Annotated in this window: 11 protein-coding genes; all 11 read right to left on the bottom strand. The window is 48.1% G+C overall.

The genetic code is table 11. The annotated features are described in order from the left end of the window. Nucleotides 1-606: a sugar transferase gene (locus BM485_17070; protein ID OKY73767.1), complete on the bottom strand. Its 606-nt coding sequence runs from the start codon at nt 604-606 to the stop codon at nt 1-3. Then, nucleotides 600-1,832, bottom strand: a complete 1,233-nt coding sequence (locus tag BM485_17065) for a glycosyltransferase WbuB (GenBank protein ID OKY73766.1) — start codon at nt 1,830-1,832, stop codon at nt 600-602. Before BM485_17065 ends, BM485_17070 begins: the two co-directional genes overlap by 7 nt. Then, nucleotides 1,832-2,905 (bottom strand): UDP-N-acetylglucosamine 2-epimerase, encoded by a 1,074-nt coding sequence (locus BM485_17060; protein ID OKY73765.1) that lies wholly within the window; start codon nt 2,903-2,905, stop codon nt 1,832-1,834. The genes BM485_17065 and BM485_17060 overlap by 1 nt, the downstream gene beginning before the upstream one ends. A 14-nt stretch (nt 2,906-2,919) precedes the next feature. After that, on the bottom strand, nt 2,920-4,029 hold the full coding sequence (locus tag BM485_17055) for a glycosyl transferase (protein OKY73764.1): 1,110 nt from the start codon (nt 4,027-4,029) through the stop codon (nt 2,920-2,922). A 10-nt stretch (nt 4,030-4,039) separates the two neighbouring features. Continuing rightward, nucleotides 4,040-5,272 carry a hypothetical protein gene (locus BM485_17050; protein OKY73763.1) on the bottom strand — a complete coding sequence of 411 codons (1,233 nt, stop codon included), beginning with the start codon at nt 5,270-5,272 and terminating at the stop codon, nt 4,040-4,042. Nucleotides 5,273-5,374: 102 nt separating this feature from the next. After that, a complete protein-coding gene (locus BM485_17045; protein ID OKY73762.1) occupies nt 5,375-6,595 on the bottom strand; it encodes an IS256 family transposase in 1,221 nt (406 codons plus the stop codon). Nucleotides 6,596-6,684: 89 nt separating this feature from the next. Then, nucleotides 6,685-8,079, bottom strand: coding sequence for a MarR family transcriptional regulator (locus tag BM485_17040; protein OKY73761.1), 1,395 nt, complete (start codon nt 8,077-8,079; stop codon nt 6,685-6,687). Further along, complete coding sequence (locus tag BM485_17035) at nt 8,070-9,059, bottom strand: hypothetical protein (GenBank protein OKY73760.1); 990 nt, start codon at nt 9,057-9,059, stop codon at nt 8,070-8,072. Before BM485_17035 ends, BM485_17040 begins: the two co-directional genes overlap by 10 nt. 26 nt (nt 9,060-9,085) lie before the next feature. Continuing rightward, a complete protein-coding gene (locus tag BM485_17030) occupies nt 9,086-10,426 on the bottom strand; it encodes a polysaccharide biosynthesis protein (protein ID OKY73759.1) in 1,341 nt (446 codons plus the stop codon). Nucleotides 10,427-10,491: 65 nt separating this feature from the next. Beyond that, a complete protein-coding gene (locus BM485_17025) occupies nt 10,492-12,366 on the bottom strand; it encodes a hypothetical protein (GenBank protein ID OKY73818.1) in 1,875 nt (624 codons plus the stop codon). 57 nt (nt 12,367-12,423) lie between these two features. After that, the gene (locus tag BM485_17020; protein OKY73758.1) at nt 12,424-13,602 is read right to left on the bottom strand and encodes a hypothetical protein; all 1,179 of its coding nucleotides are present in this window, start codon (nt 13,600-13,602) and stop codon (nt 12,424-12,426) included. Nucleotides 13,603-13,616: the final 14 nt, after the last annotated feature.

Genomic DNA, 13,616 nt, shown 5'->3' with positions numbered 1-13,616 from the left:
CTAAACCCCCTCGACATCATTGCCGCGAAATTTTTGCATCGTTGCCTCGCCTTGCGCACTAATCCCTTCACGAACCAACACCTTTCTGATGGTCAGCCAGAGAATCTTGATATCCAGCCACAACGAACGATTGTCAACATACCAGACATCCAGCTTAAATCTTTCATCCCAGCTCAGGGTATTGCGACCATTCACCTGGGCCCAGCCGGTGATGCCAGGGCGAACCTCATGACGGCGAGCCTGCTCAGGGGAATAAAGTGGCAGATACTCCATCAGCAAGGGACGCGGGCCCACCAGGCTCATCTCTCCCTTGAGCACATTCCACAACTCCGGTAACTCATCCAGGCTGGCGGCTCGCAAGACGCTGCCGAACATAGTCATCCGCAGTTCATCGGGCAACAGGTTACCGTGCGTATCCATGGCATCACGCATGGTACGGAACTTCACCATCTCAAAAGATTTACCATAGAGTCCTGGGCGGAGCTGACGGAACAACACCGGCGTCCCGAGCTTCCAGCGAATCAATAGAGCTATCACGGCAACAACAGGCGAAAGAATCACCAGGCCGGCTAAGGATACCGTGCAATCAAAAAAACGTTTCAGCATCTATCGTTCAACAACACGGATGCGAGTTTTTCAGCCAACCGAGCATAGTCATGGTTTTCCAGGGCGTATTCTCGACCATTTTGCCCCAGCCGAGCACGCTCTTCAGGCGAAAGGGCCTTGAGTTGTAAAACCGCCTCGGCAATCGCCTGGGGATTTTCAGCGGGGATGCTTATACCGGCTTTGGCTTCATCGACAGGCAAATACCTACCTGATTCAATCGCATACAAAATTGGTTTTCCGGCATAAAAATAATCAAACAGTTTATTAGGTGAAACCCCAAACCTAAATAATGGATCTTTTGTTAAACCAATAAAACATACATCAAACTGTGCCAACATCGTTTGAATCTGCGTTTTCGCAATAGGGTCAACAAACACGACATTGTGCAGTGTCTGATCTTTTTTCATCAACCTTATTTTTTCTTTGCCGCCGCCAACAAGCACAAAGACCACATCCGCCTGGTCCTTTAAAATCGCGGCAGCCCCGATCAATGTATCCAGAGCATTGGCGACACCCAATGTGCCTGTATAACCAACTATAAATTTATCCTGCGGAATCTGCGCCCGCACAGCCTCAGGCAAAGGCACATGTAACGACACATCCGCCAGGGAAAAACCGTTGGGAACCCAAGCAAATTTGTCTCGATCCATGCCGCGTGCCACCATGTGGTCGACCGCATAAGGCAGGTTGGACAACACCACATCCGAATACCGGTAGGCTTTATCTTCAACCCATTGCATGATACGAATAATCGGATTATTCCGAGAATACCCCCCCAATTCCATCAAAGAAAGGGGCCAGATATCCCGCACCTCAAAGGCAAAACGCGCACCCATTTCTCGAGCCAAACGCTGGGCGGCCAAAAAAACAAAGGGGGCTGGCGAAGATGCCAAAATAACATCAGGCTTATCCGCAATGATTCGAGGCAACTTCAACAACCGCCAGGCAAATATAAACCAATTCAACACACGTTTTTTATCATGGGCATCATGGTATTCAGGCATCCGCACCCACACAAAATGAAAGCCTTCAGCCGCCTCCATTTTAAAGGCTGCATCCATGGTGGGCGGTTCGCGTAAAAGATGGGTAAAGGAGGCCGCAACCAGATACACCTTGTGCCCCTGCTTGGCCAATTCTTTCGCTAAATAATAATGCCTACCTCCCATACCGGTTTGCGGCGTGGAGGCGTACTGGTTGATGAGCCAGATAGTTTTCTGCCCGGCCATCACAAACCTCTTGCTGCCAGTGCTTCGACCACGCGACCTGCTGCTTGACCGCCGCCATACAACGCGCCATCGTCAACCATGTGCCGGCCGTAATGGCGTTTGGCGGCAGCAACAATCACCGTTTTATCCGCGCCGGCCAATTCATTGGCGCCGCTTTCCACCAACTCCACCCATTCGGTCTGATCACGCATGGTAACGCAGGCCTTGCCAAAGAAGAAGGCCTCCTTCTGTACCCCGCCACTGTCAGTGAGCACCAGGCCGCAATGGTTGAGCAGCCAGACCATTTCAAAATAGCCGACCGGGTCGATCACCTCAGCTAGAAGCGACAGTCCGGCCCGTTCCATGGCCCCCTTGGTTCGCGGATGCAAGGGCAGCACCACCGGCGCAACCTCACGGTGGATGATATTCAATGCCTCCACAATGGCAGCGAGCCTGTGTGGATCGTCGGTATTTTCCGCCCGGTGCAAGGTTGCCAGCACGAAACCTGCCCGCCCTTCCTGGCCGGTAGGCGGCATGGCCCGTTCGGCAAAGAACAACGCGGCATCCTGCATCACATCGCCAACCTTGAGCACGTGCACCTGCTTGTGGGCAAAACCTTCTTGCTTGAGATTAGCCACGGCAGCTTCGGTGGGGCAAAACAGCACATCGCTGATCTGATCGGTCAAAATCCGATTGATCTCCTCAGGCATCCGCATATTGAAGCTGCGCAGGCCCGCCTCCACATGGGCCACCGGCACATGCAGCTTGGCAGCGGCCAGGGCACCGGCCAGGGTGGAGTTGGTGTCGCCGTAAACCAAGACGCGATCAGGCCGCTCCTGCTGGATGACAGTCTCGATTTCCATAAGCATCCGGCCCGTCATGGCCCCGTGCGTGCCACCATGGATGTCGAGCAGATAGTTTGGACGCGGGATGGCCAACTGCTCGAAAAAAACCTCGGACATATTGGCATCAAAATGCTGGCCGGTATGGAGAATAACCTCCTCAAGCCCAGACTGGGCGGCGATTGCCCGTGAGACGACACTGGCCTTGATAAATTGCGGCCTGGCGCCGATGATGGTGAGGATACGTTGCATAATGACTCTTAGCTTTAAAAGGATTGGTAGAACCGGAGCAGTTTCTGCTCCTCAATGCCCCAGTTGTAGCGGGCCTGCACTGCTTTTTGTCCATTGCGTCCCATCTGTTCGGCTCGTTCCGGATTATTGACCAGAAAATCAATGGCCTCGGCAATCTGGGCCGGGTTCAATGGATCAACGCACAGGCCGCAATCATTGCCCTCGACAATCTCCCGCCATAATGGGAAATTCGAAGCGATCACCGGCACTCCGGCGCTCATGTATTCAAACATCTTAACCGGTAAGGCATCAAGATAGTTAGTTTGAGGATGCAGGGTTACCAATCCTGCCACGGAGCGCCGCAAGACGTTCCGCACCGCAGCGCGGTCGATAAAGCCAAGGGCATCAACTCGTTGCCAGCCAGGCAGGGCCTGTACCGCCTGCGCCAACCCATTTTCGCCAAAGCGCCCCCCCAATTTGAGACGCACATCAGATTGCACCTGCCCCAAAGCCTGCACGACCTCCATAATACCGCGAATCCTGGCAATACCACCTATGTAGGCAACCTGAAGATGCTTGGCTCGCCAGTCGATTTCCCCCTCAGCCAGCTCACCAAGCATGGGAAAATTATTGATATCAACAGTGTTGGGGTTGATAGCCAGGAATTTATCCCGAATAAAGGGCGTCGCCGCGACAATGGCGTCAAAACGGCGGCAGGCATAGCGCTCGAACAGAGAAAAAACGCCCGATAACATCCGTAATAATAACGGATTCAAATAAGGCTTCCCCAAAAGCTGCTTGGGCACATCCTCGTGGGAATCAAACACCACCTTTTTGCCCAGACGCTTCAACTTGAGGCCGACAGGGATCAGCTCGGGATCGTGGAAATGGTAAAGATCGGCATCAAGTTCAATGGCCCTCTTCAACACCCGCCGAGTAGTCTTGAAGATGCGATTCAGCCGGCCGGGCAGATGGCCGACATCGACAATCCGTACGTTGCCATTGGTATCATCCCCCTGGCCATCGGCCACCACCAGAATCACCTCATAACCATGGGCAGCGAGGCTGCGGCATTGTTTGATGAAGATCCGGGTGTCGTTGCGGGGATGGACGGTGGTGAGGTGGGCGACTATTGCGGTTTGCATTAACTAACCCTTACATACGGACCATTGCTTTATTATAAGAATACCTGGCTCTGGAATAAAAGCCTATCATCATACCAAAAAGCATATAGCTATAGTCTTTGGCAACAATTAGCGCCAAAATAGTAAACACTGCGAATACAAACATAACGCGCTCTTCTGTTGTTTTTGGTTTCATTCTGAGCACAACCATCACCAAACCCTTTGTGACCATTAAAATAGCAAAAACATATAGGCTAAACCCGAACAGACCAAGGTTAACCCAGGCCGAAAGTAGATTATGAGAATAAGAACCTACACCTCCAAAGTTCACATAACTACCATAATCACCGAGCAGAGGGTTGTTAGAAATTGTCTCAAGGGCGGCCAACGCATACTGAATCCTGGCCATCCCGCTTGTGGATGAACCGATATCAACTAATTGCAACATCCTATTGGATGGCAGTAATGCCAACAATATCTCTAGGTTGACAGCAAATACTATTGTGCCAGCAATTAACAACATTAGCACTACAAACATTCTTCTAACTGATCTGGTGCTCAAATATACAAGAAGAGATATATAGGAAACAAAAAACAAGACAAACTCTGTGCGTGCTCCATTAAAAAATAATGCTGCCGATGTCAGCAAAAATATAAGAAACGATTTTTTTTTGTTTTGCAGTATAGCCACAGACAATAACCCAACAACCGCTAGTGATCTAGCAAATCCCTGATAGGTGGCAACGTGTTCAGAATTAGCATCTTCAGCCTTAAGGTAGAAAATTCCATATGCACCTATATTATAGAAAACTATCAGTGCCATAACCCCTACGGATCCTACCACTAGTAACTTAAACAATTTTGAATCAAAGGATATTGTATTTGCTAAAAAGTAAGTTACAAGATTAAAGAGCAATCCACTTAGCGACCATTTAAGCATATCGACACTATAGTTGCTTGGAGTGCCTAACGAGTAATTTGTTAAAGATATAAATATCGTCAAAACAACAACACTAAAGAACACGTAATCTATAATAGTATAATTTGTTTTTCTTTTTTTATTTAAATAAACAAATCCTGCCGAAGTTAACGGAAATACTAACAATGCTACTATTCCGAAATATCCTCCAAGCAAGGCAGGAATAATCCCTAAGCCAATCATGCTTTGGTAAAAGAAGAACCCGGGAAACAGCAGCAGGAAAGCTATGTTTGCATTCCATATGAACATAGCTTTTAAGTTAACTGTATACATAGAGATAAGCATATAAAAAAAAATATCCTTTTGGGCGGTTCTTCTCGGTGTCCACTATGCCTGATCCCAAGGGCCTGTAAAGAATTTTGTGTAAATGGTTTTCATTTTTAATTTTCAATATGCAGGCATTCTGTCGCCGAACAAGATTGAAAAGCGGTTCAAGGCAGCCTTCCAGTCTCTGATTGGCATAGTCCATTTTTTGGCGATATTGTTCAGCGCCATGTAAAGCAGTTTAAGCATCGACTCGTCATTGGGAAATGAACCCCGGTTCTTGGTAACTTTGCGCAGTGACATGTTCAACGACTCAATAGCATTGGTGGTATATATCACCTTGCGTATCTCGGGCGAATACGCAAAAAATGGGGTGATTCTTTCCCAATTTCTTCGCCAGGATTGGCCGATGGACGGATGCGTTTTGTCCCATTTTTCTTCAAAGGTCATCAGTTCCATTTCGGCCTGCTCGGCTGTTGGCGATTGGTAAATGGCCTTGAGATCCGCAGCCACCTCTTTGCGCTGTTTCCATGAGACATATTTCAGGGAATTGCGCACCATGTGGACGAGACAGAGCTGGACCTGGGTGAAGGGGAAAACCGTCTCAATGGCTTCAGGAAAACCCTTGAGGCCATCGACGCAGGCAATGAAAATATCCTGCACGCCACGGTTTCTTAGCTCAGTCACTACCTGCAACCAGAACTTGGCGCCCTCGTTTTCGGCAACCCACATTCCCAGGACATCCTTGACGCCGTCCATGGTGATGCCAATAGCCAGATAGACCGCCTTGTTCTTAACATGCCCATTGTCGCGCACCTTAACCCGGATAGCGTCCATGTAAACAATGGGATAAATGGGGTCCAACGGGCGATTTTGCCAAACTTTAACCTCGTCAGCAACGGCATCGGTGACCGTTGAAATCAGGGTGGGAGAGACATCAACTCCGTAAATGTCTTCCAAGTGCCCCTGAATCTCCCTGGTAGTCATCCCTCGGGAGTAGAGAGAGATAATCTTGTCGTCAAAGCCGGGAAAGCGGGTTTGCCCTTTGGGAATGATGACCGGATCGAAACTGCTGTCGCGGTCGCGCGGGACCTCAATCGGCATTTTACCGAAGTCGCCCTTGATGGTCTTTGCAGAGTTACCATTTCGGGCATTACCGCCTTTGGTGACGATGGTTCCATGTTTTTCGTGGCCCAGGTGGACGGTCATTTCCGCCTGTAACGCCCGCTCCAGTAAGGCCTTGGTGAGCTGCTTGAGCAGCCCGTTTTCACCGATCAGTTCTTCGGGCTTCTGGTAATTGTAGTCGGCAAGTAAACGATCCAAAATTTCTTTATCAATGGCCATATGAGCTCCTTTTTAAAGGGTAGTTTTTTGACTTACTCAGTCATAGCCATTTACACAAACTATTTTACACCCTCGATCCCAAAAATCTCTCACGTGGCCACTACGGATTCGTAAAGCGCTTTGTGCTCCGTGGTCGTCAGCTCAGAATTATGCCACAGCATGGTAAAAACACCATTTACTTTCTCGCAGCTATTTTTCAGGGTTACAAATTTTTCTCTGGCCTCGTCAGTCAAACCAAGTCCCAAGTATTTCTCTGCCATAACAGTACATTCCATGGCAATTAAGGGTCTAATTCGCAAGTTCAGAGTTTTTCCCTCTAAAGAATCGAAAGCTGGGTACTCATGACATGTCCCGCACCGGAAACCGGGGCGATCGGCATAACTCAAAGTACTGTCATATGTCATGCCGGCCTGTTCCCACCCTCGCATGGTCACAGGTGTTTCCCAGCGAAGATAGTGCATCCTCCCCCCCCACTCTTGCTGTTTAATACCCTCTTCGGCGCAGATACGCCGCAGGCGGTCTGCTTCCCATTTGAGCAGAGAAGGGCTTTTATAAGTGCCATAGCTCGGATGCAGACCGATCTCATGCCCTCGTTGATGGATACGGCGCAACAGCGCTCGGATTGCTGGGTGTCCGATATCATAATCCGCATCCCTCTGCCCACACGTTCGACCACAGATAAAATAAAAAGCGCTGACCAGCCCTTGCTGCTCGGACAGATCCATAATCCATTCAAAAGTATTGTAGGGATCGGCAGGATGAAGCTGGTCCTTCCTCGCAGCACGGATCATCGGCGCTCGCAGGGAGTCCGCCCACTGTCCGCGCTTTATGATGTCTCCCCCCCAAGAGCGGATAAATTTACGCGTACCACCAAACTGGTAACGGCTTGGGCGATCCACGTCGTGTGAAACCCGCATCTGAAAGTAACGATCTTGGCGTTGCAGTCCAGGCCACAGTGCCTGTATTGCGCCCCAAAGCACCTCCACATATTCATCCACAATGGGACGCTCCAGAAAACCTTCCTTGTATGCCACACTGGCCCAGGCTGGAAAACGGTCGTGTTCGTCCCGGTCAGGAGTCACCAGCTCTTCATAGCGACTAAGCATGAAGAAAGCGGAACCAAAAACATCCACCGGCAGGCGAATCCCATGTTCATCTCTGCAAACCACCTGCGGCTCGTTGCCATAGATTACCGGCAAAACCGGGTCTATCACATTGGCATCCAGCCCCAAGTCGCTGGTATTCCATGCAAGCAACGGCAGCTTCGGCATTGATGAAGGCTTAAGCCAATCCATCTCAGAGACTGATAGCAAACAATCAGGCATGCGAATCTCGCCTGGATGGCCGGACAAAGTAATGCGAACATCCGTGCGGTCTGAATCCTCCCGCCGCCATGGCAACCCGAGGAACTCGCCCAGCAACACGCCAAGTATATAATCGCGCTCAGCGGTATGAGAGGAAGCCATTTCTACAATCAGAAACATGGATTAGTGTTCGATTTTGCGTCTGAACAAATTATTTTTCTTAAGCGAACATGTCTCTCAGTCGGATTATGTTGTGATTCGATCTGCTCTAAAAACATATATGTCTCGTAAAACTCTTCTTCCAACAGCTCGTCGCATTCATTTGCAACAGTAGGTTTTCTTGTCTTCATCAACTTAGGCAATATATTTTTAATCAGTTTCAACCTACTCCCACGTAACCCGATGACCTTTCGTGCCCCAGCCGTCTTTTGTATAAGGGCTTGGATAAAACTGTTCCACATGTTGTTTTCTGTTACCAATGACGGATTAACTATTCCGAGTTGTGGGTTGAACGATATATCTATACCTAGATGAGAAAATATTTGCATACACACACTCAAGGGGTTTGCCTTAAATTCTTCATATCGAAGGACAATTTGTTGATTTTTATTTATCAGAGCAAGACACTTTGGAAGATGCCATTCGTAATGGTAGAGATAGTCATAACGAAATAATATTCGATTTCTGCATCCTTTAGGAAAACCCAATCCCCTCTTTCTTTGCTCAAGCAAACGCCAACATGCGCAAAAATCTTCTGAAACCTCACGCATTGCAGGATCGGTATATTTGAGTCTTTGGTTATGCATAGATTTTGAGGCCGTTATCGGATCACGGAGCATTACAATAAACTTAGCATCTGGACTAACTGAAAGAATCCGTTCAATAGACTGGCTACTGTACATATTGAACACACTGGCATCCAGCCTGAAATTCGATTTCTGAGCAACATCAGATGAGAAAAACTGAAGGTATTCATCAAGAGAAGCGATAGGATAGTCACTTACGAAATCATAAAAACTCTCGGCATCAAAAAAACGCGGTTCTTTTTTCCCCATAAAAATATCGGGATGCTGCGACAAAGCATCTGCCAAGGCAGATGTTCCAGCCTTTGGGGCGCCAATCAGAAAAACATTAGGTGGTTTAATTTCTTTAGTTACCATTTATCACTCCTTTCCATCACCCAAATTCAGCAAATAAGCGGTAAATAGCCAATGGTCGTGCCATATTTTCTTTTGATATATATCAACAAATAGACATTCCAAAAAACAAGACTGGACATTCCAGCCAAGGCGGCACCGTAAATGCCAAGGTCTGGGATAAGCAGCAAATTCAGTATTACATTCAAAAATGCAGCCACAACCATAACATTTTGAAAAACAATTTGGCTCCCTGTCATGTTCATAAAATAACCTGTTGATCCTGAAATCGAATTTACAAATTGTCCCAGAACAAGAAAAAACATGGCCCAATAAGCGACCGTAAATTCAGAACCGAACAAGAAGGAAAGCAATGATTTACCCATTACCATCAAAAACATAAGCAAAGGAACAGTAGTCCAGAAAATAAGTTTGCTGGACTTTTTTGCTACATAAAAAAGCTCCTCCATTTTGTCGCTTTGAAAAAGCTCGGAGAATTTGGGCGCAGCCATGGAGTTGATGGCTGACAAGACAAAAGTGGTCAGGGTTGCCATCCTGACAGCAACGGAATAATACCCTACTTCCGCCTCCGATCGGAACATACCAAGCATGATCACTCCGGTCTGCCCAATAACAAAGGTCATGGTGGAAGTCATAAGCATCGGTAATGAAATGGACAATATCTCACGAAAAGGCACGGACTTCACTGAATCATCAGGGTGCATTCTTTTCTTAAATGCGTATTCCATGATAACCCAGCCCACAATGCCAGTAATCGCCAAGCTGGCGAACAGTGTATAGACAGGGTTCTCCCTGGCGAAAAAAAACACGGTTAAAAAAACAAGAAATGTTAAGTTTGCAGCCGTAGGTAAAACCTGCATGAAAGCAAACACCCGAATCAATTTCAACCCCCGGACGGCCTGAGTGTTTAATAGCACGAGAGACTGGAACACGACGAAAACGGCAGCAAGGGCAAAATAAAAAGAAAGATGCGGCTTTGAAAAAACTTTGCCGGCAATAAAGTGGGCCCCCAAAAAAAATAAAGAGCCTGTGAACAAAGAAACTCCGATAACCATGCACTGAGTTTTGCGATAGAGCTTGAATGCTGAAGAGGGAGAATATTTGGCAAGATGCTCAGGAATAAGGCGGAGAATAGATGTGTTGGTGCCAAGGACGGTAAAGATGGTGGCCAAGCCAAGAAATGACTGGAGAACAGCCAAAACACCCATCATCTCCGCGCCGTAGAGCCGCACCACGAGGACACTCAACACAAGACCCAAACCAGTAGTGATAACCCTGGCTGCCAGAGCCCAGGCAGAACCGGTCAGAACCTCCGAAAACTTCTTGTCAGATGTAAGGTTGTTTATTTTACGCTTTAGTATGGAAAGCATGAATTATTGAAACCAGGCAAAAAGCCGCTGCTCTTGGACAGCTGCTACCTTCAAAATTAATAAAATTACCTTTTGGCAGAATCAAAGAAACCAAGATTCCGCAGATGAGAAATGGCCTGGCGGCCGTAGATTTTCGATCCGACCTCGTTGAGATGGTGCTCATCGTGGTATATCAGCTGCCCCTCATATATTGGGGCCGCGTCAAACAGGGGTAACTTTGTCAGGTCTAAAAATCGAACGTGCTGATAGTGAGCGGCCAATTGCTTAATCATGTGATTGGCCTCCAAATAATGTCCATCCCTTGGCAATGATGACGGAATATTCAAAAACTCAAACCTCTGTGCCCGCAAAGGATCTTTCGCAAACCTGGGTATCTGGGAGAGAAGAATAATTTGGCCTTTCATTATGGATCTTGTTTCCAAAAAATCCTGTAAGGCATTCATAAAATCGGTACTCTGCGTGTGCCGGCTCCATTTTGCTGCAACAAATATGATCGAGGCTGAATCCAGATAATTCTCCACAGTAGCTATTTGCTCTTTGCAGGGGTCCTGGGCCCACTTGGCAATCCTCTGATAATCAAAACCAGGGATTGTCACACAGCTGCTGCCTGTAATAACCCTTGCCGTGATCCCCAATTCCTCGCCAACTGCATCAAAGAAGTGGTTGAGCATGGCGGCATGAGAGTCACCCAAGACCAGAATGTCAGTGTCATCCCGGTCTATTCCGCGCAGACAGGTGCCATTTATCGTGCCATGGCAGATATCATCCGGGTCAGCATATCGTGTCAACTCAACGGGCAACGGCTCCAGCAATTTCTTGTTTATGATCGATGACACCTGTTTGATTGGGGCCACGATTACTACAAGTGCCATTGCCACCGGCACCAGAACCCGCGCCGATGTCAAACGAGTTCGGAACACTTGTTCAACAAAGTAGTGGGTACAAGAAGACAGGATCAGGGTCGCAACAACAAAAACAGCCGACAGGGTTACGTCGAGCTGGTAGGTGCCTGAATAATAGCGCAAGAAGGCCAATACCGGCCAGTGCCAAAGGTACAAAGAATACGAAATAGCCCCAAACCAGACCAGTATCGGTAACGACAAGAATTTCGACGGCCAGCCCTTGCCGCCACAGATGACCAAGGCCGCGCCAATGGAGGGCACCAAGGCCAACAATCCCGGGAAAGGCACGTCTGCGGTGATATAAGTCGCTGCTATCAGGATCAGGACAAGCCCGGCAAATGCCGTAAGGCTTGCTCTTCGTTCGGACCAGTGAGTGCCGATCTTGTGTAAAGCCAGCCAACCTCCTATCAAAAATTCCGGCACACGGGCATAAAGGGCGTAATATGTGCTTTGCTCTTCTCCGGCGACCCGGATCATATACTCAGCCAAAAACGTCAAGCCTACTATGAAGAGGGGTGTCAGCCGTTGTAACCATTTGACTGGGACAAAAAGAACAATACACGGCATGAGGAGATAAAACTGCATCTCCACTGCCAATGCCCAGGTATGCAGCAAAGGCAATTCAGAGGTAGCCGGTGCAAAATAATCCCCGAATCCGGCGAAATAAGTATTGCTGACAAAATATAATGATTTCTCCAGACTATCTTCGTAGTAGGAAAAATCAGCAGGGATAAACAATATCGCCGCAGCAACTGATACAACTACCAGCACAAAATAGTATGCCGGGGCTATCCTTTTGAGCCTGCTGAAGTAGAAATTCCCCAGTATTTGCGAAAAATTCTGACCTGACTCTTTTTTACTGATGAGAATCGATGTTATCAGATAGCCGGATATCACCAAAAACAGATCAACACCAATGAAACCACCGGGAAGAAGCTCGGCATTATAGTGAAAGACGATAACCGCCAGAATCGCTATGGCCCTGAGACCTTGAATGTCAGTGCGGAATGCTGGTTTCAACCTTTCTATACTATTCATTCTCATCAACATTCCATATATCTTGGTACAATTAGAAAGGTTTTCAATACTTTGTTGCTAATATCGACTACAGCGGTACAGGGCATTCTGAAAATTGCGAATCTGGTAGAAGTCCTGATGTGGGCTGGCGTAATAAAGTGCGTCATCGGTCAGGTTTGGATACATTCGCACACGAGGGGGTTCGGGGGTACGGCATGCAGCCGGCACCAATCGGTTGGAACGAATATCCTTGCCGTCAAAGTACAGCCAGGTGCCGTCTTCATGCACGGCAACACTGGTGTGGTAGTATGGCGCAACTGCGACCGCATCGTGCAGCAGCTTGGTATCATTGGCATCGAGCGTATTGAGGTCAACCTGAAGAATTCGTATATAATTCTCACGGCTGAAGAAACGTTCACTGTTTTTTTTTGTCTTATACCCAGGCTCGAAGCAGGCGGTTGCCATGAGCACCTTACCCCCGGAAACAGCGATTCCCGTTGGCCGATTGCTCACACAGGTCATCGGGATGAAAGAGGAGAAGTCTGCTGATCGGACAACTTTACCGCTTTCGGGATCGTAATGTGCCAAATTCCAGCCCTCGAGGTCTTCGGTTTCATAGGAATGGGTGGAATATTGGATCATTACCCCGTCATGGAACAAGGCCGGCACGGAGGCATAGATGACGTGACCTTCATCCGACGGGATGACGACTTGCTCGGCCGTAAAATTATCAAGACTACTCCTCACAACCAGATGACCCAACAGCTTTCCTGGCGACTGATTGCGCAGGAAAAGATATGTTTTCCCCCGGTATTCAATGAAGCGAGGATAGGTGTAACGGCCAGGTATATGTTGAACGAGTCTAAACGACTCGTTCAGGCCCAGTTTCTTTTCGTAGAGAAACAAATCTGAACCATGATAAGCGGTAGCCACCAGCAAGCGGTTTTCGCTTGTATCAAACAGAAGGGCTGGGGCTGCGTGATCATCCGCGTACCCCCTGTCATAATTGATACTATTGGTGTACTCATGAACAATTTCCTCAGTAATTATCCGTGTGCGATTGTTTTTGACAATCAGCTCAGTAACCATTACTGCTCCCCATCGATTCACATAGGACACATACTCTGTTGAGGTACCGGGAATCCGTTGAGCAGCAGGGGCATTATAGAAAAGAAAATTACCGTTGAAACTGACCGGCTTTTGCTCCACGAAAGCGTCGTACTGGCAACCGCCAAGCAGGAGCAGCCCTAAAAACATCGGCCAGCATTGCT

The sequence above is a fragment of the Desulfobulbaceae bacterium DB1 genome, assembly GCA_001914235.1.
Classification (GTDB): Bacteria; Desulfobacterota; Desulfobulbia; order Desulfobulbales; family SURF-16; genus DB1.
Note: the sequence above shows the minus strand (reverse complement) of the source record. Positions and strands in the feature narration are given on the sequence as shown.

What these genes read in the sequence shown, in the direction of transcription:
- BM485_17070 (OKY73767.1), bottom strand. Translation starts at nt 606, where the DNA reads ATGCTGAAACGTTTTTTTGATTGCACGGTATCCTTAGCCGGCCTGGTG.
- BM485_17065 (OKY73766.1), bottom strand. Translation starts at nt 1,832, where the DNA reads ATGGCCGGGCAGAAAACTATCTGGCTCATCAACCAGTACGCCTCCACG.
- BM485_17060 (OKY73765.1), bottom strand. Translation starts at nt 2,905, where the DNA reads ATGCAACGTATCCTCACCATCATCGGCGCCAGGCCGCAATTTATCAAG.
- BM485_17055 (OKY73764.1), bottom strand. Translation starts at nt 4,029, where the DNA reads ATGCAAACCGCAATAGTCGCCCACCTCACCACCGTCCATCCCCGCAAC.
- BM485_17050 (OKY73763.1), bottom strand. Translation starts at nt 5,272, where the DNA reads ATGCTTATCTCTATGTATACAGTTAACTTAAAAGCTATGTTCATATGG.
- BM485_17045 (OKY73762.1), bottom strand. Translation starts at nt 6,595, where the DNA reads ATGGCCATTGATAAAGAAATTTTGGATCGTTTACTTGCCGACTACAAT.
- BM485_17040 (OKY73761.1), bottom strand. Translation starts at nt 8,079, where the DNA reads ATGTTTCTGATTGTAGAAATGGCTTCCTCTCATACCGCTGAGCGCGAT.
- BM485_17035 (OKY73760.1), bottom strand. Translation starts at nt 9,059, where the DNA reads ATGGTAACTAAAGAAATTAAACCACCTAATGTTTTTCTGATTGGCGCC.
- BM485_17030 (OKY73759.1), bottom strand. Translation starts at nt 10,426, where the DNA reads ATGCTTTCCATACTAAAGCGTAAAATAAACAACCTTACATCTGACAAG.
- BM485_17025 (OKY73818.1), bottom strand. Translation starts at nt 12,366, where the DNA reads ATGAATAGTATAGAAAGGTTGAAACCAGCATTCCGCACTGACATTCAA.
- BM485_17020 (OKY73758.1), bottom strand. Translation starts at nt 13,602, where the DNA reads ATGTTTTTAGGGCTGCTCCTGCTTGGCGGTTGCCAGTACGACGCTTTC.